This window comes from Streptomyces xylophagus, assembly GCF_000716435.1.
Classification (GTDB): domain Bacteria; phylum Actinomycetota; class Actinomycetes; order Streptomycetales; family Streptomycetaceae; genus Streptomyces; species Streptomyces xylophagus.
Genome location: NZ_JNWO01000005.1, coordinates 289,117 through 308,759 on the forward strand (window position 1 = coordinate 289,117; position 19,643 = coordinate 308,759).

The window sequence follows — 19,643 nt, forward strand, 5'->3', positions numbered from 1 at the left end:
AGCCATCGTGCGGCGCGCTCCGCTGTTTTTCACGCCGACGAACGGTCGTTTTTCGTCTGCGGGTGCGTTGTGGCTGGTCGCGCAGTTCCCCGCGCCCCTAGGGGGCGGTGTCGAGGTCGGTCATGAGTAGTTCCCCGTTGATCGTGGCGGCCGCGCGGTATCCGGCGGCGGCCGCGTTCACGACCTGCTCTCCGAAGCCCATCGCGTTGCCGACCGCCCACACGCCGGGCACGGTCGTCAGACCCGTCGGATCGACCACGGGGTACGCGCCGAACGGGGTCTCCTGCAGCTCGGCGCCCAGCTTCTCCAGGAGTCCGGTCTGCGGGATCGCGCGGGGCGCCACGAACAGGGCCTCGCGGGGGTGTGCGGTGCCGTCCGCGAGGCGGACGCTGGTGAGCCGGTCGTCCTCGACGGTCAGCTCGGCGACCTCGCCGGGCACCACGGCGACCCCGGCCGCGGCCAGCCTGCGCAGGTCGTCGTCCGCCAGCTCGGACTCGGCGACCGTGTGCAGGAACAGGGTCACGTCCCTGGACCACTGCGAGACCATCAACGCCTGGTGCACACTCATCGGCGTCGTCGCGAGCACACCGAATGCCTGGTCGCGGACCTCCCAGCCGTGGCAGTACGGGCAGTGGATCACGTCACGCCCGAAGCGCTCGGCGACTCCGGGGACGGTCGGCAGCTCGTCCTTGAGACCGGTGGCGATCACGAGTCGGCGTGCGTGCACGGTCTCCCCGCCGGCCAGCGTGACCGCGAAGCCACTGGTGATGTCGACCACCCGGTCCCGGACCAGGTCGACGCCGTAGCGCGCGATCTCCTCGCGGCCGAGCGCCAGGAACTCGGCGGGCGCCATGCCGTCCCGGGTCAGATAGCCCTGCATGTGCGCGGCGGGCGCGTTGCGCGGCTCGCCCGCGTCGACGACCAGCGTGCGGCGCCGGGACCGGCCCAGGACCAGCGCGGCGGACAGGCCGGCGGCGCCGCCGCCGATGACGACCACTTCGTATGTGTCGGTCACGGTGACCACCTCCACTCAGAAGGTCGCCCCGATCCGACCGTATTGACAAACGCGTTTGCTGAAACTGCAATAACGGTCATGAGCGACGACACGGACGAGGTCCTGGCGGAGGTCGGCCCGAGGCTCCGGCGCATCCGGAAGGAGCGGGGCGCGACACTCGCCGGACTGTCGGAGACGACCGGCATCTCGGTGAGCACGCTGTCCCGGCTGGAGTCCGGCCTGCGCAAGCCCAGCCTGGAACTGCTGCTCCCGATCGCGCGTGCCCACCAGGTGCCGCTGGACGAGCTGGTGGGGACGCCGCCGGTGAGTGATCCCCGGGTCCGGTCCGAGCCGATCCAGCGGCACGGCCGCACCTACTGGCCGCTCACCCGCCAGCCGGGCGGACTCCAGGCCTTCAAGGTGCTGGTGCCCCAGGGACAGGAGGAACCCGATCCGCGGACCCACGAGGGCTACGAGTGGCTGTACGTGATGTCCGGCCGACTCCGACTCGTCCTCGCGGAACACGACGTCGTGCTCGCGACGGGGGAGGCGGTCGAGTTCGACACGAGGGTGCCGCACTGGTTCGGGTCCACGGGCGAGGGCCCCGCGGAATTCCTGAGCCTGTTCGGCCCGCAGGGGGAGAGGATGCATGTGAGGGCAAGGCCAAAGAGGGGCCAGTGAAAGACGTCGGCCACCGGGGCGCCCCTTTTTTAGGGGCGCGGGGAACTGCGCGCCCAGCCCCCACCGGCCCGCGGTGTACGAGACCTGCTCAGCCAGCGGACCGTGACGAACGCGACTGTTCCCCGACACGCAAGCGACCGCTTAGTATGCGACCGAGCCCGGATAGACAGAGCAGTCCCGTGGAGGCCCCGCATGCAGGCATGGCAAGTGCACCAGAACGGCGAGCCGAGTGAGGCGATGCGCCTGGAGGAGGTGCAGCAGCCGACACCCGGTGCGGGCCAGGTTCTGCTGAAGGTACGCGCCGCGAACATCAACTTCCCGGACGTCCTGATGTGCCGAGGCCACTACCAGGTAAAGCCCCCTCTCCCGTTCACCCCCGGCGTCGAGATCTGCGGCGAGACCGAGGACGGCCGCCGCGTGATCGCCAACCCCGCGCTGCCGTACGGCGGTTTCGCCGAGTACGCCGTCGCGGACGCCGCCGGACTGCTGCCCGCGCCGGAGTCACTGGACGACGCGGAGACGGCCGCGCTCCACATCGGTTACCAGACGGGCTGGTTCGGCCTTCACCGGCGCGCCCACCTGGAGGCCGGCGAGACCTTGCTCGTGCACGCCGCCGCCGGAGGGGTCGGCAGCGCGGCCGTCCAGCTCGGCAAGGCAGCCGGTGCCACCGTCATCGGTGTCGTCGGCGGTGCCGAAAAGGTGGGCGTTGCACGGGAGTTGGGCTGCGACGTCGTGATCGACCGGCGTACCGAGGACGTCGTCGCCGCCGTCAAGGAGGCCACCGGCGGGCGCGGTGCCGACGTGATCTACGACCCGGTCGGCGGCGACGCCTACACGCAGTCCACGAAGGTCGTCGCCTTCGAGGGCCGGATCGTGGTCGTGGGCTTCGCGAGCGGGACGATCCCCAGCCCCGGCCTCAACCACGCCCTGGTGAAGAACTACTCGATCCTGGGCCTGCATTGGGGCCTGTACGCCATCAAGAACCCGAAGCTGATCCTGCACTGCCACGAGCAGCTGACCGAACTGGCCGCACGCGGCGCCATCAAGCCCCTGGTGAGCGAGCGCGTGCCGCTGGCCGGTGCGGCCGCCGCCGTGCAGCGGGTCGGCGACGGTGTCACCACCGGCCGGGTCGTCGTCGTACCGTCCTTGGAGAACGGAGCCGCCGCATGAGCGAAGAAACCACGGAAGAGACGACGCGGGCGACCACGGAAGCGGCCTCGGCCGCAGCCGAACTGCGCCGCCGCGCCCAGGAGTTGCTGGCCGCGCACCCACCGCTGGAGACCGACCAGCTCGACTTCCTCAAGGCCCGCTTCGACGCGGGTCTGGCCTGGGTCCACTACCCCGAGGGCCTCGGCGGGCTCGGTGCCCCGCGCGCCCTCCAGGCCGTCGTGGACGCCGAGTTGGAGGCTGCGGGCGCCCCCGACAACGACCCGCGCCGGATCGGTATCGGCCTCGGCATGGCCGCCCCGACCGTCCTCCGCTTCGGCACCGAGGAGCAGAAGCAGCGCTTCCTCAGGCCTCTTTGGGTCGGCGAGGAGGTCTGGTGCCAGCTCTTCAGCGAGCCGGGCGCCGGGTCGGACCTGGCCGCGCTAGGTACACGTGCCGTACGGGAGGGCGAGGACTGGATCGTCAACGGGCAGAAGGTGTGGACGTCCAGCGCCCATCTCGCCCGCTGGGCCATCCTCATCGCGCGCACCGACCCGGACGTGCCCAAGCACGCGGGCATCACCTACTTCATCTGCGACATGACCGACCCCGGCGTCGAGGTCAGGCCGCTGCGCCAGATCACCGGTGAGGCCGAGTTCAACGAGGTCTTCCTCACCAACGTCCGTATCCCCGACGCCCACCGCCTCGGCGAGATCGGCGACGGCTGGCGGGTCGCGCAGACCACGCTGATGAACGAGCGCGTCTCGATCGGCGGCATGCGCATCCCGCGCGAGGGCGGCATGATCGGCCCGATCAGTAAGACCTGGCGCGAGCGTCCGGAGTTGCGCACGCACGACCTCCACCAGCGCCTCCTCAAGCTGTGGGTCGAGGCCGAGGTCGCCCGGCTCTCCGGCGAACGGCTGCGCCAGCAGCTCGTGGCCGGCCAGCCCGGCCACGAGGGCTCCGGCATGAAGCTCGCCTTCGCCCGCCTCAACCAGGAGATCAGCGGCCTGGAGGTCGAACTCCGGGGCGAGGAAGGCCTGTTGTACGACGACTGGACCATGCGCCGCCCGGAACTCGTGGACTTCACCGGCCGCGACGCCGGCTACCGCTACCTCCGTTCCAAGGGCAACAGCATCGAGGGCGGGACCAGCGAGGTCCTGCTGAACATCGTCGCCGAGCGCGTCCTGGGCCTCCCGGCCGAGCCGCGCACCGACAAGGACGTCGCCTGGAAGGACCTGGCCCGATGACCGACCTGCTCTACTCGGAGGAGGAAGAGGCGCTGCGCGCCGTCGTCCGGGACCTGCTCACCGACCACTGCGACGCGGCGAGCGTCATCGCCCGCACCGAGTCGGACGCCCCGCACGACCTGTCCCTGTGGAAGTCCCTCGCCGAGGGCATCGGCCTCGCCGGCCTCCTGGTGCCCGAGGCGCAGGGCGGCCAGGGCGCCACCCACCGCGAAGTCGCCGTCGTACTGGAGGAGTTGGGCCGCGCCGTGGCCCCCGTCCCGTACCTCACGAGCGCGGTCGTCGCCACCGAGGCACTCCTCGCGTGCGACGCGGACGACCTCCTCGCCGAACTGGCCTCCGGCCGGCGGATCGGCGTCCTCGCCGTCTCCCTGAGCGTCGCCCCGGGCGGCTCCTACAAGGCCGTACGGCATGAAAACGGCTCCCTGCACGGGGAGTTGACCGGGATCGCGGACGCGGCCGCCGCCGATGTGCTGCTGGTGCCGGGCGAGGACGGCGGGCTGTATGCCGTCGACGCGGGTGCCGTGTCCGTCGTACCGCAGGTGTCCCTGGACCTGACCCGGCCGCTCGCGACGGTTGTCCTCGACGGGGCGTCCGCGCGCCGGATCGGTGACGCCGAGCCCGCCGTACGACGCGCCCTGCGGGCCGGTGCCGGGCTGCTCGCGTCCGAGCAACTCGGGGTCGCGGACTGGACGTTGACCGAGACGGTCCGGTACCTGAAGGAGCGGAAGCAGTTCAACCGGCCCGTCGGCGGGTTCCAGGCGCTCAAGCACCGGCTCGCGCAGCTGTGGCTGGAGGTCGTCAGCCTGCGGGCCGCCGCGCGCAACGCGGCCGACGCCCTCGCGACCGGCGAGGACACCGACGTGGCGGTGGCCGTCGCGCAGGCATACGCGGCGTCCGTCGCCGTCCACGCGGCCGAGGAGGCCGTCCAGTTGCACGGCGGCATCGGCATGACGTGGGAGCACCCCGCCCACCTCTACCTGAAGCGGGCCAAGGCCGACTCGATCGCCTACGGCACGGCGGGCGCCCACCGTGAGGCACTGGCCGAACTGGTCGACCTGCAAGCCCTCTGAGCGTCGGCAGGTGAAGCCTGCGGGAAGCCCGTCCCACCTGGGGCGGGCTTTTCCGTGCGCCCCCGCCGAAGGAGTGAACAAGCGAGGGCAGTCCGGCCAACTCCTGGCATGTACAGGTTCATTGGAGTCCCGACGGCCTCATACTCCCTGTGGTTCGAACCCGCCCCACAGGGAGGAACACCATGGCCCTCATCACCCGTCGCAGAGCCCTCACCGCGCTCGGCACCACGCTCGCGGCAGTACTCGCCCCGCCCGCCGGCAGCGCGTTCGCCGGCGAACAAGGGCACCGCCCACGGCCGTTGTGGCGCGCCCACGCCCACAACGACTACGAGCATCCCCGCCCGCTCTTCGACGCCCTGGACCACCGCTTCGGCAGCGTCGAGGCCGACATCTTCCTCGTCGGCGACCAACTCCTCATCGGCCACGACGCCTCCGAACTCGATCCGAGCCGCACCCTCGAATCCCTCTACCTCGACCCGCTCGCCGCCCTCGTGAAGGCCAACCACGGCTCGGTGTACCGGGGTTGGCACAAGCCGCTCCAGCTCCTGATCGACATCAAGACCGAGGGCTCCTCGACCTACCTCGAACTCGACCGCCATCTCCTGCGCTACAAGCACCTGTTCACGACCTACGCCCACGGACGCGTCCACGCTGGCGCGGTCACCAACGTGATCTCCGGCGACCGCGCGGCTCGTATCCCGATGGAGGCGCAGACCGTGCGCCGCGCCTTCTACGACGGCCGGCTCACCGACCTCGGCAGCCCGGCGCCCGCCTCCTTCATCTCGCTCATCAGCGACAACTGGGCGCTCAACTTCACCTGGCTCGGCGACGGCGCCTTCCCCGACGCCGAGCGGCAGAAGCTGCGCGGCATCGTCCGACAGGCACACGCGGCCGGGCAGACCGTGCGGTTCTGGAACACCCCGGACCTGGCGGGCCCGGCCCGGGACGCGCTGTGGGGCGAACTGTTCGCCGCCGGTGTGGACTTCCTCAACACCGACGACCTCGCCGGCCTGGAAGCGTTCCTGGACGCCCGCCGCACGGCGTGACACCACATGTGGTCACACGACATGTGGTCACTCGACATGGCGTGACACCACACGTTCGGGGGACACGTCAGTAGCCCAGACGAACCCTCCGCTACGCCACACTTGCGGCCGAACGCCGTGAATCAGACATGGCGGCGTGGCGGAGGAGGGTGACGATGGCCATTTCCATCTCTGTGGTGCTGCTGCTGTTGATCCTTGCGGTGATCTTCATGCGCAGCGGTGGGCTGAAGGTCTCCCATGCGCTGGTCTGCGCACTGCTCGGGTTCTTCATGGCGAGCACCAGCATGGCGCCCACGATCCACAGTGGCCTCACGGCCACCGCGGATCTGGTGAGCGGTCTGCATCCGTGAGATCAGCCGGTTGAGAAGACCCCGACACCGTTCGGTACGGGCCGTTCGGCGCCGCCGCTGGGGTGGTTCCGTACCGTGACGGCGCTCGCGCCGGACGCGCGGGCGACCAGGGTCGTCGAGCCGCCGCCGTCCAGGCTGAAGGCGTCGACCGAGCCCAGTTTCCGCATCTGGGTGGCGACTTCGGCGATCGTCAGGCCGCTGCGGTACGCGACCGCGCCGTCCGTCGCGAACAGCAGCAGACGATGGCCGCTGTCGGCGATCCCCACTGCGGTGCGTACGGCCGAGGCCGTGTTGTCGAGACCGGCCAGCGGCTGACCGCTCCGCAGGACCGGGTAGCCGCCGAGCGCGAAGCGGTACGGAACCCCGGACCGCGACGCCACCAGCCGGTGCTGCACTCGCACCCGTTCGCCCTTGAACAGCTTCCGCAGCCGCTGGGCACCCGCCTCACGGCCGACGAGCACGGTGGTGCCGGCGGCGATGGCACCGCTGCCGGGAGTGTTGGTGGACGACACGACCCGGCCGCCGCGAATGGTTACTTCATAGGTGTCGGTACTACAGGCGGCGGCCCGGTTCGTGTCCGTGCCACATGTGGCACGCACCCGGGAGACGCTGCCCCACTGTGTGGTGAACGCACCGATGGAGTTCTCCGGCAGCGCGTACTGATTGAACCCGCCGAGTGCCAGCCGCCCCTGTGGGGTGCGGATCGTCCCGCTGAGGGTGAGGCTGTCCAGCCGGGCCACCCGGTCGACACCCACGCCGAGCACGTTCCGTGTGTTCGTACCGGGTGGCAGTGCGGGCCCGAAGCGCTGGCCGTCCGGCACCGCGCCCTTGAGTGCCACACCGGACGCGATCGCCGGTCCGTCGGTGGAGCCGGTGGCCGCGACGCCCGGGTGCTGGGTCTCGGTGATGTTGAAGAAGTCACCGTTGACACCCGCGACGGCGCCCACCGAGTCGGCCAGTTCGGAGACGGGCTCCCGGGCCGCCACCTTGCCCGGGTACAGCAGGTTGACGCGCACATGGGTGTTGCGCAGGTCGACGACCACCACATGGGCGTGGGTCACCCCCCTGGCCGCCGAGATGTCGAACTGCTGGTAGGTGACACCCGGCGCGAGCCGGGTGACGCCCGGCACGGCACCGGCCGGTGCCGCCCCCACCAGGGCCGCACCGGCCAGCGCGCCGAATGCCGTGAGAGACGCGAGTACCGATCTACCCGCTCCCCAATGCTCCGTTCTCCTGAAAAGCTCTGCTCTTCTGGAACTCTCTGCTCTGAAACGGTCTGCTCTGGAACGCTTTTGACGGTGCGTCACAGTGCCCCCTGATGTCTCGTCAACTCTCCCAGGACTCAGGGGCAGTGCACCAGATGGCGATGACGGGCGGGGCTCCTAGGCGCCGACTACACGGGAACGGGTGAGAAAACGCACCCCCTCGGGTGCTTCCAGCGAGAAACCGCTGCCGCGACCCGCTACGACGTCCACGATCAGGCGCGTGTGACTCCACACCTCGTTCTGGCTGCGCGATATCCAGAACGTCACGGGCTCCGGCACGCCCTCGACCTCCAGTTCGGCGAGCAGCACGTCCGAGCCGCCGGTGCGGAACTCGCCCGCCAGGTAGCACATGGGGGCACTGCCGTCGCAGCAGCCGCCGGACTGATGGAACATCAGCGGGCCGTGCTGGGCGTGCAGTTGACGCAGCAGGTCGGCCGCGGCGGGGGTGAGTTCGACGCGCGGGGTGTTCTCGTCCATGTCAGCCGTCCCGAGGAAGCCGGATGAGGGTGACCATCGCAGCACACACAAGGTTGCGAGAGGGTTGCGCAGCTGTCCGCTGTCCGGCTCGCCTATTCGGCGCGGAGTGCGGTCGCCGTGCGGACGCGTGCCGCCCAGCCGGCCGGCAGCAGGGAGCCGAGGACGGCGACGACGACACCGGCGAGCCCGAGCAGAACCAGGTCCCGGGCGTCGTAGACATCGATCACGGATTCGGGCAGCCGCAGGTCCGCCGCGTGGCCCATCGCGGGGAGCACCGCGCTGTGCACGGCCAGGCCGAGTGGTACGCCCAGGGCGCCGCCGGCCAGTCCGGGCAGGACGACCGAGGTGACGACCATCGTGACGGTCTGCCGGGGTGTCATGCCGAGCGCCTTGTGGATGCCCAGGTCGTGGACGCGCTCGTGGGTGTCGAGGACGACCCCGCCCAGCACACCGAGTCCAGCGACGCACACCAGCATCAGGGTGAGCAGTGCCGTGAGCGAGTCGAGGATGGTCGCGGTATCGCTGCCGTTCGTGTGCTTGGCGCTGGTCGCGCTGACGCCCAAGGGCTTCAACTCGGCGTCGAGCGCGGTGACATACGCGTCCGTGTCCGTGCCGGGCTTCAGATCGACGTACTGGGTCGTGGACTTGAGGTCGGGGGCGGCGGCCTTGAGCGTGCCGGCGTCGGTGAAGACCGTACGGCCGTCGTTGCCGGTGTCGAACACCTCCCCGACGATCCGGACCACAACTGCCTTGCCCCGCACGGCGAGTGTGACGGTGTCGCCGACCTTGGTCCCGGTGGCGGTCAGGATCGTACTGGGCACGACAGCCTCGCCCGCCTTCGTGAACCACCGCCCGCCGACCATGGTGAAGCCGCCCCAGGACGCGTCGCCGTCGAACGCGGTCACGGTGACGGTTCCGCTCATGCCTGATACCGCCGCCTCCGTGGAGACGCTGCCGTAGTAGGCGCGGGTGCCCGGTTGGGCCGCGATCGCGGCGGTGACTGCGGCAGGGTCCGCCTGGTCGGCCGGATCGGCGCCGTCAGGCCCCTGGCGGACCGCCTTGCCGGTTCCGGCCTGCCCGCCCGGTGCGCCGACGGTGACATCGGCGGCGTTGTGGTTCTTGGCCGCGATCACCTCGCCCAGCGACGAGGACAGACCGGTCGCGAAGGTGACGGCCGCGACGCCGAACAGCACCGCGACCACCATTGCGACCGTCCGCGCGGGCCGGGCGAACGGCCGCGCCAGCCCCAGCCCCACCGGCCGCGAGAAGGGCAACCGAGCAGCGAGCCGAGCCGCCCGTCGGCCTCGGCCTGCGGGTGGGGTGCGTTCGGCCGTCCGCCGGTCCCGGTCCGCGGCCGGGGTGAGATCTGTCGTCCGCGGGTCTCGGTGCGTGGTTGAGGTGTGCCGGCTCGCCTGTCGGTCGTGGCCCCCCGGTGGGGTGGACTGTGCTGTCTGCCGCCGGTCCTGGCCTGCGGGCGGGATGGCCCTGACCGTCCGCTGCTTGTGGCCGCCCTCGGCCGGGATGGGCCCTGCCGTCCGCTGCTTCCGGCCCACGGCCGGGATGCGCCCGGCCGTCCACTGGTTCCGGCCCGCCGCCAGGATGCGCCCGACCGCCCACCCGCCCCGGCCGGCCACCGATACGCGCCCGACCGCCAGCGCGTCGACCGTACGCAGCCGTCCTGCTCGCCACGCGCTCGCGCAGGCGGTGAGTGCGACCACGGTCAACACCCCGCCGATGACCGCGACATCGACCCACAGTTCGACGCCGAGCCCGGCTGTGCCGTAGGCGTCCGATGTCTCGGACAGGACGGGGACGGCGAGGAGGTGGCCGGTGGCCGTACCCAGCGCCGCGCCGACCACGGCCGGGAGCAGGGCCTGGCCCGCGCAGGCCCGTACGACCTGTCCGGGGGTGCAGCCGACGGCCTTGAGGATGCCGATGCGGCGCACGCCCGTGGCGACCGCGCCCGCGACCACGTTGCCGACGATCAGTACCGACATGACCAGGCCCAGCACCCCGAACGCGACGAGGAACGGCACGAACAGCGCGGTTTCCCGAGTGGCGATCTTCTTCACGCCGAGCCAGGACTGCGCTCCGGTCAGCGACTTCACGGGCAGCGCCGCCGTCACCGATGCGCGGTCCTGGGCCAGTTGGGCCGCGGTGTCGGCGTGGGTGAAGCGGTAGAGCATCTGGTAGCCGCCGATCCTGCCGGACGGCGTCAAGTCCGCGATCTGCGACGGGAGTACCCAGGCGTCGGCGGTACGGCTGACCGAGCGGGCCACGCCGACCACCGTCAGCGTCGGACTGCCGGGCAGGTCAGGGAAGTTCAGCTGCTGACCGAGCCGTACCTCGGGTCCGGTGTCCGCCGACACGACGATCTCGCCGGGCTTCTCGACCCAACGGCCCTTGGTCACCGCCACGTTGTCGACCGAGCCGCCGGACGTGGCACGCCCGGCGACCGCGATCGGTGCTCCGCTGTGCCCGTCGACGGCCGGGGTGACGGTCGCCGTCGGGAACGGGCCGGATGCGTCGGTCACCCCCAACGCCCGCGCGGAGTGGGCAAGTTGGGCCGCCGTGACCCGACTCGCGTCGAACTGGGCCGTCAACTGCGCCCCGTGCTGCCGGTCGAAGGCCTTCTCGAACGGCGCCTCGGACGAGACCAGCAGCGCGCCGCCCAGCACTGACGCCGTCACGGCCAGCATCGTGGCCAGCCCGATCACCAGTGTCTGCACCCGGCGGCGGGCCATGCCCGAGCGGATCACCCGGCCCAGCGCGCTCATCGGACGGACTCCGGTTCCGTGTCGACGCCGGTGGTGGAGGTGGCGGCGGTGTCGGAGGTGATCCGGCCGTCCACGAGCCGGACCGTGCGGCGCGTACACGATTCCGCGAGCGCCATGTCGTGCGTGACCACGAGGATCGTCTGGCCGTCGGCGTTCAACTCCCGTAGCAGTCGGCTGACTTCCTCGCCGGACGCCGAGTCCAGCGCGCCGGTCGGCTCGTCGGCCAGGAGCAGCGCGGGACGGTTCATCAACGCCCTTGCCACGGCGACCCGTTGACGCTCGCCGCCGGACAGCCGGCCGGGATGGGCTCCGGCGTGCCGTGCGATACCGAGCGACTCCAGCAGCTCTGCCGCCCTGCTCTGCGACTCACGCCGCCCGAGACCGGCCAGCCGCGCGGGCAGGGCGACGTTGTCGGCGACCGACAGATCGTCCAGCAGATGGAAGAACTGGAAGACCATCCCGATCTTCGCCCGCCGGTAACGCGCCGCCCCGGCCTCGCCCAACCGGTCCACCCGCACCCCGTCCACGGTCACGGTCCCCGAGTCCGGCCGGTCGAGACCGGCGACGAGATTCAGCAGCGTCGACTTGCCGCTGCCCGACGGCCCGAGTACCGCGACGGCCTCACCGGCCCGCACACTCAGCGACGCGTCCTCCAGCGCCGGCGGCCCGCTGCCGTAGCGGCGGCTCACGTCGAGGAGTTCGATGAGGTGTGGTGTCGTCATGGTGGCCTTCCTGATGGTGACCCTTCTCGGATCGGACGCCACCGACGCTAGGAAGGCGACCGCCGCGGGCGCGCCGGTCGCCCGGACCAAATGCCGTACCGCACTGGGGTGATGGACCACGACGTCATCCCTGAGATGTAGCCGACGGATGTATGCGGCCCGTCCGCCGGAGGGATTCCGGGCGATGCCGCCGGCCGAGAGAATGGGCCGGTGACGGTGGCAAGGGAAGTCCGGGCCCGGCTGCGCCGAGCGGCCGGCGCGCTGCTGCGTCCCGGTGGTCAACTGCCGCGCCCCACAGGGGAACAGCGGCTCCTCGACGCGGGACTCGCGCTCGTCCTCACCTTCGTGGCGGTGCAGTACGCGTGGGGCGACGGCTACGAGGAAGCCCATCGGCACCGCATGACCGAACTGGTGATCCTGGTCTTCCTGGCCTCGGCGTCGCTGGCGTGGCGGCGCCGCTACCCCCTCGCCGTGCTGTGGATCGTGGCGGTCGCGATGGCACTGACCCCGGACGACGTGGCCCGACTCACCTTCTACGCCTGCGTCATCGCCGCCTACAGCGCGGCGGCCTACAGTCCGCACCGGCTGCCGACCCTGGCGAGCCTCGCCGTGGTGGTCGCCCTCATCAGCAGATCGGGCCGAGCGGGCCCACCCGACCCGTACTTCTACGTCGCCCCCACCGTGCCCACCCAGTACGTGCCCCTGTTCATCTCGGTGCCGATCGTCGTGGCCGCCATCGGCCTGCGGACCTGGAAACTCCGGGCCGCCGAGACCCGCACCCGGCTGACCGCCGTGGAGAGCGCCCGGACCGAAGAGCTGCGTCGGGCCGTAGAACACGAACGCGCCCGGATCGCCCGGGAGTTGCACGACGTGGTCACCCACAACGTCAGCGTGATGGTCATCCAGGCCGGCGCCGCCCGCAAGATCATGGACAAGTCCCCCGACCGGGCACGCGAGGCACTGCTCGCGGTCGAGGCGGGCGGCCGGGCGGCGATGGGGGAACTGCGCAACGTGATGGGCCTGCTCACCATGGACCTGGATCCAGAGAGCGCGGAGCCGGAGAACTTCGCCCCGCAACCAGGCCTGGACCGGCTGGAGGCGCTGGTAGGCCGTGTGCGCAGCGCCGGCGTGCCCGTCGAACTGACCGTCTCCGGAGCACCCCGCCCCCTGTCCGCGGGAGTCGAACTCGCCGCCTACCGCGTGGTGCAGGAAGCCCTGACCAACACCGTGAAACACACGTCCGGAGCCGACGCGAGCGTCCAGGTGTCGTACGGCGACGACGAACTCCACGTCGAGATCACCGACACCGGCGGCAGACCCGCGCCCGCCGCGACCACCGGCAACGGCCGCGGCCTGATCGGCCTGCGCGAACGCCTCGCCGTGTACGGCGGCACCCTGCGCACCGGCCCCCGCCCGCTCGGCGGCTACCGCGTCCAGGCCCTGATCCCCCTGCATCCCCTGGAGGACCTGTGAACCGGCCGCCGCGCGTCGTGGTCGCCGACGACCAGGCCCTCGTACGCACCGGCTTCCGGCTGATCCTCGACGCCGACGGCATCGAGGTGGTCGCCGAGGCGACCGACGGCGCGGAAGCCGTCGACGCGGTCCGGCGCACCCGGCCCGACGTGGTGCTGATGGACATCCGAATGCCCGACATGGACGGCCTGGAGGCGACCCGGCGCATCCTCGCCGGTACGTCCGAGGACGCGCCGCGCGTGGTCATGCTGACCACGTTCGACCTCGATCACTACGTCTACGCCGCGCTCGCCGCCGGAGCCAGCGGCTTCCTCCTCAAGGACGTCACGCCCGAACACCTCGTCGCCGCCGTCCGCACGGTGCGCGCCGGCGACGCCCTGCTCGCCCCCGCCATCACCCGCCGCCTGGTCGAGCGGTTCGCCCGCCGGGCCCCGGAATCGGCCTCCCTCCACCGCGACCTGGCCGCCCTCACACCCCGCGAACTGGATGTCCTCCGCCTGCTCGCCCAGGGCCTGAGCAACGCCGAACTGGCCACCGGGCTCCATCTCTCCGAGGCCACGGTCAAGACCCACGTCTCCCACATCCTCGCCAAACTCTCCCTCCGCGACCGGGCCCAGGCGGTTGTCGTCGCATACGAGACGGGACTTGTCAGCCCCGGGGCGCGGCGGGAGGGCGAGGGCGCGGACGCGCGGTGAGGCGGTCGTGGACGCGGTCACCCTGTCCGCTACGCCTCCGGACCTTGACTTACGGGGCACACGCCGACGGGCGTCGCGTGGTCGAGGGTGCTGGTGCTGGTGCCGGTGCTCGGGGAACTGTGGGTCGGCGGGGTGAAGGCGACGTCCAGGCGGGTGAGACCGCGGAAGTTGAGGCTGCGCTGCCACTTCGGCGGCTCGGTGCCGTCGAGACGCAGGTCGGGGAGCCGAGTGAGGAGCGCTTCCAGGACGATCGTGCCTTCCAGCCGGGCCAGCGCCGCGCCCAGGCAGAAGTGCGGACCGTGTCCGAACGCCATGTGCCGTCCGCCGGGCCGTTCGAAGTCGAGCACATGGGGATCGGGGAACACGGCCGGATCCCGGTTGGCGGCGCCGCACACCAGCAGCACCGTCTGCCCCTCGGCGATGGTGCGGCCTGCCAGGTCCAGGTCGTGCCGCGCCCGGCGCAGCATGAGCTGGACCGGGGCGTCGTAGCGCAGGAGTTCCTCGACCGCGGCGGGCATCAGGTCCGGCCGCTCGCGCAACTGCTGTGCCGCGTGCGGGTGGTGGAGCAGGGCGAGGGTGGCGTTGCCGATGAAGTGGGTGGTGGTCTCGTGGCCGGCGATCAGCAACAGGGCGCAGTTGGCGAGGAGTTCGTCGGGGTCCTGGTCGGTGTTCTCGGCCTGCGCGGTCACCAGGGCGCGCAGGGTGTGCGGGGCCGGCGGGGTGTCCGGGCGGGTGAGGAGTTCCCGGAGGTAGGCGAGCATGTCCGCCATGCTCTGCGAGGCCTCGCGGTTGCGGTCGGCGTCGAGCCGGGAGTTGCCGATGGCCTCGGCGATCGGCGCGGACCAGGCGGCGAGGGCGGGGCGGTCCTGCTGCGGTACGTCGAGGAGGTCGCAGATGATGGTCAGCGGCAGCGGACGGGCGAGGTCCGCGACGATGTCCATCCGCCCGGTCGGCGCCGCGTGGGTGATGATCCGGTCGACGGCTTCGAAGATCCGGGCGCGGAGTGTCTCAACTGCCCGCGGGGAGAAGGCTTTGCTGATCAGGGACCTCAGCCGGGCATGGTCCGGGGCGTCGTTGTAGAGCATCTGCCGGCTCAGGACCCGCGCCAACGGCCGTAGTTCTTCAGGGACTTCCTCGATGTCGGGGTAACGCACCGAGGACAGCCCCGAGTTGCCCGTCGCGCTGCTGACCACCGCGTGCCCGGTCGCGATCCAGGCGCTCAAGTGACGGTCCCAGAAGAGCTCGTCGCTGTTCCGCAGCTCCTCGTAGAAGTCGTAGAGGCGCTCCTGGACCTGGGGTCGAAAGGCCGGCAGCAGCGAAGTAGGGGTGCGCATCGCGTCAGGCTAGATCATGTTCGGACATGGAGGAGTTGCCGTACCGGAAACAGGTTGTGGCGGTTCGTGTCGGTATCTCGGGGTGGCCCGGATACCACTTGGACAGGGAGTTGGCCCCGCCCTGGATGAACCGCTCGGCTACGGGTTCAGCGCCGAGGGGGTGCCGGGGTGGTGAGGCTCGCGGTGTTGGGCGGGTCCTTCGGTGGTGTGTCCGCCGAGCTGTGGTCGGGGGAGAACCAGGCCAGGCCGACCAGCAGTGCCCCGAGGAAGATCAGCACGGCGGCGACCGTGCCCACTGCCCTGGAGCGTGGTACGACGACGGCGCGGGCTCCCGTGCGCTGCCGACGGCGTGTCCGGTGGGACGGAGCGGTGCCGGTGACGGCGGACGGGAAGGCGTAGGTGGTCACGGAGCCGGGGGCCGCGTCCCTCCTGGGCGCCACGTCCGCGTCCCAGGCGGTCACGCGGGGTTCCGGCTTCTTCGGCTCGGGGTGCGGTGCGGCCGCCGGGAGCGGCTCGGGACGCCCTCTCCAGGCGCCCGAGGCGAACCACTCGGCCGCCTGACGTGCCGTGGGGCGGTCCTCGGGTCGCTTGGCCAGGAGACCGAGTAAATAGTTCTCGAAGGCGGGCGGCAGTCCGACGCCGAGTTCCCGGGGTGGTACGGGGGCCGTGTCGAGATGGTGGTGCAGGACGGCGATGGGGCTGCCGGCGCGGAACGGCGGTTGTCCGGTGAGGAGTTGGTAGAGCACACAGCCGAGCGAGTAGACGTCGGACGGCGGTCCTGCGGGCTGGCCCAGGGCGCGTTCGGGGGCGATGTACAGGCTGGTTCCGACGATCTGGCCGGTCGCGGTGAGCGCGCCACCGGGGTCGTTCATGAACTGCGCGATGCCGAAGTCGCCTATTTTCAGGGAGCCGTTGGCGTCGAGGAGGAGGTTGCCGGGCTTGATGTCCCGGTGCACGATGCCCTGTTGGTGCGCGGCGGCGAGTCCGGCGGCCGACTCGGCGGCGATACGGGCCACTTGCTCGGCCGGCAGGGATCCCGCCTGGGTGAGCACGGAGGCGAGACTGTCGCCCTCGACCAGCTCCATCACCAGGAACAGTCGCCCCTCCTGCTCGCCGAAGTCGACGACGCCGACCACATGAGGGTGGCTGAGCCGGCCCGCGGTCTGGGCCTCCAGGCGGAAGCGGGCGGCGGCGGTGGGCTCGGAGTTCTGGGCGTGCAGGAGCTTGACGGCCACCGGCCTGCCGGCCATCTCGTCGTACGCCTGCCAGACCTCGCCCATCGCGCCACGCCCGATGGCGACGTTCAGCCGGTACCGGCCCGCTATCAGCACCTGTTCCTTCATCCTCACGCAGGGAGACGACTCGACCGCTGACGGCCATGTCCCTTTGTGGGGACGGGTGTTGGTGGGGATGCCGCAGCCGCCCCAGCTTACTGGCGGCCCGACGGCGACTGACCCCAATCGGGAATCGACAGCCATGCCGATCGACCGGGATTCTGGTCCTGGCCACCGACACCATCGCGAACGAGGCCCGCGTCTCCCGCTGCGAGGCCCGTCTGGCGAGCCCGTTCGGCCCGCTAGACTCTGCCGGGTGGTAACGGCGGTGGAGGGGTACGAGTTCGGGCTGCTGGGGCCACTGAGCGGTCGGCACGACGGGCGTGAGCTGGATCTGGGCAGCCCGCTGCAGCGTGCGGTTCTGGTGCGGCTGCTGCTCGGCGAAGGACGTCAGTGCGGCCTCGACCACCTCGTCGACGCGCTGTGGGAAGAGCCGCCCGGCAACGCGGCACGCTCGGTGCAGACGTACGTCTACCGCATCCGCCTCGCGCTGGGCCAGGAACGTTCCCGACTGGAAACCACCCAGGGCGGATACCAGCTCGACATCCCGGAGCAGGCAGTCGATGCCCTGTGTTTCGAGCAACTGGTCCGTGAGGGCGAGGAGTTGCGGGCCGCGCGGCGGACCGGCCCCGCCCTGCGCGCGTTCGACACCGCGCTGGCGCTGTGGTCGGGGGAGCCGCTGTCCGGCGTGCCCGGCCCCTACGCCCAGCGGCATCGTCGACGGTTCGTCGATCTGCGGCTGAACGCCCAGGTGGCGCAGCTGGAGTGCGCCGCCGACCTCGGTGAGCACGCCCGTGTGGCGACGGAACTGATCTCGCTGATCGCCGACCATCCGCTACGGGAGGACCTCTACGCGCTGCGCATGCGTGCCCTGTACCACGCCGGGCGTGCGGCGGAGGCCCTGGCTGTCTACGCCTCGGCCCGCGAGACCATGGTGGCCGAGCTGGGCATGGACCCGGGGCCGGAACTGCGGGAGCTGCAGGCCCGCATCCTCAGCGGCGCCGAGCCCGGCCCCGTCGAGTCGCGTCCCGGGGGACACGGCGGACGTCGTGCCGGTGCCGCGCCGTCGACCGGTGACACCGCCTCGACTGATGACGTGATGTCGACCAGTGCTACGACGTCGACCGGTCCCGAGTCGTCGACCGCTGCTACGACGTCCGCTGGTCCTTCCGGCGACGCCGTGGCGCGATCGGGCGGCCGCCGGGGTCAGCCCATCGCATCGGGCGCCACCGACGAACTCGACCGGTTCGCGACGACGCGGGACGAGGAGGTCCCGGCCGGTGTCCGTCCGCAGCAACTCCCCCCGGCGCCGGGCGACTTCGTCGGGCGGGAGCGGCTGTGGGAGCGGCTCCGGCTCGCGCTGCGGCCCAGTGGGGAAGCGGTCGCGCTCACGGTGCTCAGCGGTATCGGCGGCGTGGGGAAGACCGCGCTCGCGTTGCGCGTCGCCCACGGCCTGCGCGGCGACTATCCGGACGGGCAGCTGTACGTGGACCTGCGGGGTGACGGCGGCCAACCCGCCGATCCCGCGGACGTGTTGGTCGACTTCCTCCTCGCGCTCGGCATGCCCGCCGCCGAGATCCCCGCGACGCCCACCGCCCGCGCCGGGGCCTATCGCACCCTGACCGCCGACCGCCGGATTCTGGTGCTCCTGGACAACGCGTCCGACACCGCCCAGGTGACACCGCTGCTCCCGGGCACCCCGGGCAACTCCGCGCTGATCACGACCCGGCACCGGTCGCTCGTACCGCCGGGTGCGACGCGTTTCGAGGTACCGGTGCCCGATCAGCAGGAGGCGGTGACCATGCTGGGCCGGTTCACCGGCGACGCCGAGATCGCCGCCGACCCGGAACTCGCGCTCGAACTGGTCAGCGCGTGCGGGCAGTTGCCGTTGGCGCTGCGCATCATCGGTGCCCGTGCGGCGGCCCGTCCCGGACGCGGGCTCGGTGCGCAGTTGCTGCGGCTGCGCGCCGAGGAGCACCAGCTCGACGAGTTGCGGGCCGGCGGCATGTCCGTAGAGGCCACTTTCCAGGTCGGATACCGGGCCCTCGCCCCCGATCGGGCCCGGGCGATGCGGCTGTGTGCGCTGCTGGATGCCGCGGACTTCCCGGTAGCGGTCGCGGCGGTGCTCCTGGACCAGCCGGAACAGGAGACCGAGGAGCAACTCGAGCATCTGGTGGAGGCCGGTCTGCTCGAACCGCACTCGGCCGACCGCTACCGATTCCACGATCTGGTACGGGCGTTCGCCGCCCGGCGCGCCGATCGCGAGGATCCCGTCGCGGAGCGCGAGGCGGCGCTGGTGCGGCTGACGATGTTCCTGCACGCCACCCTGCTCCAGGCCATGAGCGCGACGGACCAGGCCGACTCGCTCAGCATCCACCTCCTCCCCGTGCCCCTGACCGGACTGCGGTTCGCCGACGCCGAGGAGGCGCGCACCTGGCTGCTGGCCGAACACACGCTGCTCGTCTCGGTGTTCTCCCGGGTACTGCGTGACATTCCGCACGCTTCGCGGATCGTCGTCGCCGCGCTGTCGGTGATCGCGTCGAGCGGGCTCTTCGCCGGACCCGCGCATCAGCGGGAACTGGAACGCGTCACGGACCACGCTGTCGCGGCGGCGGATCTGGGTGACGATCCGGCGCTTCGGGGGCAGACCCGGCACATCCGGGCCTGGCTCTCCTTCATCCGCGGTGATCTGACAGCGGCGGAAACCGATCTGCGCGAGGCGATCCGGCGTGCGCACGACAGCGACGACCGGGTGACGTTCTTCATGGCCGCTCGGCTGCTGTCGGTCGTACTGGCGGACCGGGGGCGGACCGCGGAGGCCGTCGAGTTCTTCGCCGAGTCGGAGGCCGTCGCCGGTGCGGAGGACGATCCGAACAGCCCGGCCTACTTCCTCCAGGAGGTGGCCCGCCTGTTCACCGCATTGAGCTCCGACCGGGCCGAGGTCAACATCGCTGCGGCCCAGCATGTGTACGAGGTGAGCGACCGCCTGCGGCAGGCGGCGGCACAGCGCTGAGCAGGGCTTTCACACG

General features: G+C 71.4%; 16 protein-coding genes. 9 read left to right on the top strand and 7 right to left on the bottom strand.

The features are described from left to right. Positions 1-97: 97 nt before the first annotated feature. On the bottom strand, positions 98-1,015 hold the full coding sequence (locus OO70_RS12675) for an NAD(P)/FAD-dependent oxidoreductase (RefSeq protein WP_051741169.1): 918 nt from the start codon (positions 1,013-1,015) through the stop codon (positions 98-100). Positions 1,016-1,093: 78 nt separating this feature from the next. Between OO70_RS12675 and OO70_RS12680 the strand changes: the two genes are divergently transcribed. From OO70_RS12680 to OO70_RS12705, 6 genes are all read left to right on the top strand, one after another. Continuing rightward, positions 1,094-1,675, top strand: a complete 582-nt coding sequence (locus OO70_RS12680; RefSeq protein WP_043668571.1) for a helix-turn-helix domain-containing protein — start codon at positions 1,094-1,096, stop codon at positions 1,673-1,675. A 192-nt stretch (positions 1,676-1,867) separates the two neighbouring features. Then, positions 1,868-2,845, top strand: coding sequence for an NADPH:quinone oxidoreductase family protein (locus OO70_RS12685; RefSeq protein ID WP_043668574.1), 978 nt, complete (start codon positions 1,868-1,870; stop codon positions 2,843-2,845). Continuing rightward, a complete protein-coding gene (locus OO70_RS12690; protein WP_051741137.1) occupies positions 2,842-4,071 on the top strand; it encodes an acyl-CoA dehydrogenase family protein in 1,230 nt (409 codons plus the stop codon). The genes OO70_RS12685 and OO70_RS12690 overlap by 4 nt, the downstream gene beginning before the upstream one ends. Beyond that, on the top strand, positions 4,068-5,141 hold the full coding sequence (locus OO70_RS12695; RefSeq protein WP_043668577.1) for an acyl-CoA dehydrogenase family protein: 1,074 nt from the start codon (positions 4,068-4,070) through the stop codon (positions 5,139-5,141). Before OO70_RS12690 ends, OO70_RS12695 begins: the two co-directional genes overlap by 4 nt. A gap of 182 nt (positions 5,142-5,323) precedes the next feature. Continuing rightward, entirely contained in the window at positions 5,324-6,187 is an 864-nt protein-coding gene (locus OO70_RS12700) for a phosphatidylinositol-specific phospholipase C/glycerophosphodiester phosphodiesterase family protein (RefSeq protein WP_043668580.1), read from the top strand. A gap of 155 nt (positions 6,188-6,342) precedes the next feature. Continuing rightward, on the top strand, positions 6,343-6,537 hold the full coding sequence (locus OO70_RS12705; RefSeq protein WP_019070900.1) for a hypothetical protein: 195 nt from the start codon (positions 6,343-6,345) through the stop codon (positions 6,535-6,537). Between the two features lie 2 nt (positions 6,538-6,539). Here the strand turns inward: OO70_RS12705 and OO70_RS12710 are convergent, their stop codons facing one another. From OO70_RS12710 to OO70_RS12725, 4 genes are all read right to left on the bottom strand, one after another. After that, the gene (locus OO70_RS12710; RefSeq protein ID WP_043668584.1) at positions 6,540-7,691 is read right to left on the bottom strand and encodes a phosphodiester glycosidase family protein; all 1,152 of its coding nucleotides are present in this window, start codon (positions 7,689-7,691) and stop codon (positions 6,540-6,542) included. A gap of 228 nt (positions 7,692-7,919) precedes the next feature. Then, on the bottom strand, positions 7,920-8,279 hold the full coding sequence (locus tag OO70_RS12715; protein WP_043668587.1) for a DUF779 domain-containing protein: 360 nt from the start codon (positions 8,277-8,279) through the stop codon (positions 7,920-7,922). A gap of 92 nt (positions 8,280-8,371) precedes the next feature. After that, positions 8,372-11,056, bottom strand: a complete 2,685-nt coding sequence (locus tag OO70_RS55935) for an ABC transporter permease (protein ID WP_234336832.1) — start codon at positions 11,054-11,056, stop codon at positions 8,372-8,374. Beyond that, complete coding sequence (locus OO70_RS12725) at positions 11,053-11,778, bottom strand: ABC transporter ATP-binding protein (RefSeq protein ID WP_043668590.1); 726 nt, start codon at positions 11,776-11,778, stop codon at positions 11,053-11,055. The genes OO70_RS55935 and OO70_RS12725 overlap by 4 nt, the downstream gene beginning before the upstream one ends. 210 nt (positions 11,779-11,988) lie before the next feature. On the opposite strand from OO70_RS12725, the gene OO70_RS12730 reads away from it, so the two are divergent. After that, entirely contained in the window at positions 11,989-13,251 is a 1,263-nt protein-coding gene (locus tag OO70_RS12730; protein ID WP_043668593.1) for a sensor histidine kinase, read from the top strand. Continuing rightward, the gene (locus tag OO70_RS12735) at positions 13,248-13,946 is read left to right on the top strand and encodes a response regulator (protein ID WP_043668595.1); all 699 of its coding nucleotides are present in this window, start codon (positions 13,248-13,250) and stop codon (positions 13,944-13,946) included. Before OO70_RS12730 ends, OO70_RS12735 begins: the two co-directional genes overlap by 4 nt. 29 nt (positions 13,947-13,975) lie before the next feature. On the opposite strand, the gene OO70_RS12740 is transcribed toward OO70_RS12735, so the two are convergent. Together OO70_RS12740 and OO70_RS12745 are read right to left on the bottom strand one after the other, a co-directional pair. Continuing rightward, the gene (locus tag OO70_RS12740) at positions 13,976-15,280 is read right to left on the bottom strand and encodes a cytochrome P450 (RefSeq protein ID WP_043668599.1); all 1,305 of its coding nucleotides are present in this window, start codon (positions 15,278-15,280) and stop codon (positions 13,976-13,978) included. 146 nt (positions 15,281-15,426) lie between these two features. Next, the gene (locus OO70_RS12745) at positions 15,427-16,623 is read right to left on the bottom strand and encodes a serine/threonine-protein kinase (protein ID WP_106971666.1); all 1,197 of its coding nucleotides are present in this window, start codon (positions 16,621-16,623) and stop codon (positions 15,427-15,429) included. 247 nt (positions 16,624-16,870) lie between these two features. Between OO70_RS12745 and OO70_RS56640 the strand changes: the two genes are divergently transcribed. After that, positions 16,871-19,627: an AfsR/SARP family transcriptional regulator gene (locus tag OO70_RS56640; RefSeq protein WP_267881214.1), complete on the top strand. Its 2,757-nt coding sequence runs from the start codon at positions 16,871-16,873 to the stop codon at positions 19,625-19,627. The last annotated feature ends 16 nt before the right edge of the window (positions 19,628-19,643 follow it).

Bases quoted from the DNA above. Each gene is read 5' to 3' on its own strand.
- OO70_RS12680 (WP_043668571.1), top strand. From the start codon at position 1,094: ATGAGCGACGACACGGACGAGGTCCTGGCGGAGGTCGGCCCGAGGCTC.
- OO70_RS12685 (WP_043668574.1), top strand. From the start codon at position 1,868: ATGCAGGCATGGCAAGTGCACCAGAACGGCGAGCCGAGTGAGGCGATG.
- OO70_RS12690 (WP_051741137.1), top strand. From the start codon at position 2,842: ATGAGCGAAGAAACCACGGAAGAGACGACGCGGGCGACCACGGAAGCG.
- OO70_RS12695 (WP_043668577.1), top strand. From the start codon at position 4,068: ATGACCGACCTGCTCTACTCGGAGGAGGAAGAGGCGCTGCGCGCCGTC.
- OO70_RS12700 (WP_043668580.1), top strand. From the start codon at position 5,324: ATGGCCCTCATCACCCGTCGCAGAGCCCTCACCGCGCTCGGCACCACG.
- OO70_RS12705 (WP_019070900.1), top strand. From the start codon at position 6,343: ATGGCCATTTCCATCTCTGTGGTGCTGCTGCTGTTGATCCTTGCGGTG.
- OO70_RS12715 (WP_043668587.1), bottom strand. From the start codon at position 8,279: ATGGACGAGAACACCCCGCGCGTCGAACTCACCCCCGCCGCGGCCGAC.
- OO70_RS55935 (WP_234336832.1), bottom strand. From the start codon at position 11,056: ATGAGCGCGCTGGGCCGGGTGATCCGCTCGGGCATGGCCCGCCGCCGG.
- OO70_RS12725 (WP_043668590.1), bottom strand. From the start codon at position 11,778: ATGACGACACCACACCTCATCGAACTCCTCGACGTGAGCCGCCGCTAC.
- OO70_RS12740 (WP_043668599.1), bottom strand. From the start codon at position 15,280: ATGCGCACCCCTACTTCGCTGCTGCCGGCCTTTCGACCCCAGGTCCAG.
- OO70_RS12745 (WP_106971666.1), bottom strand. From the start codon at position 16,623: ATGAAGGAACAGGTGCTGATAGCGGGCCGGTACCGGCTGAACGTCGCC.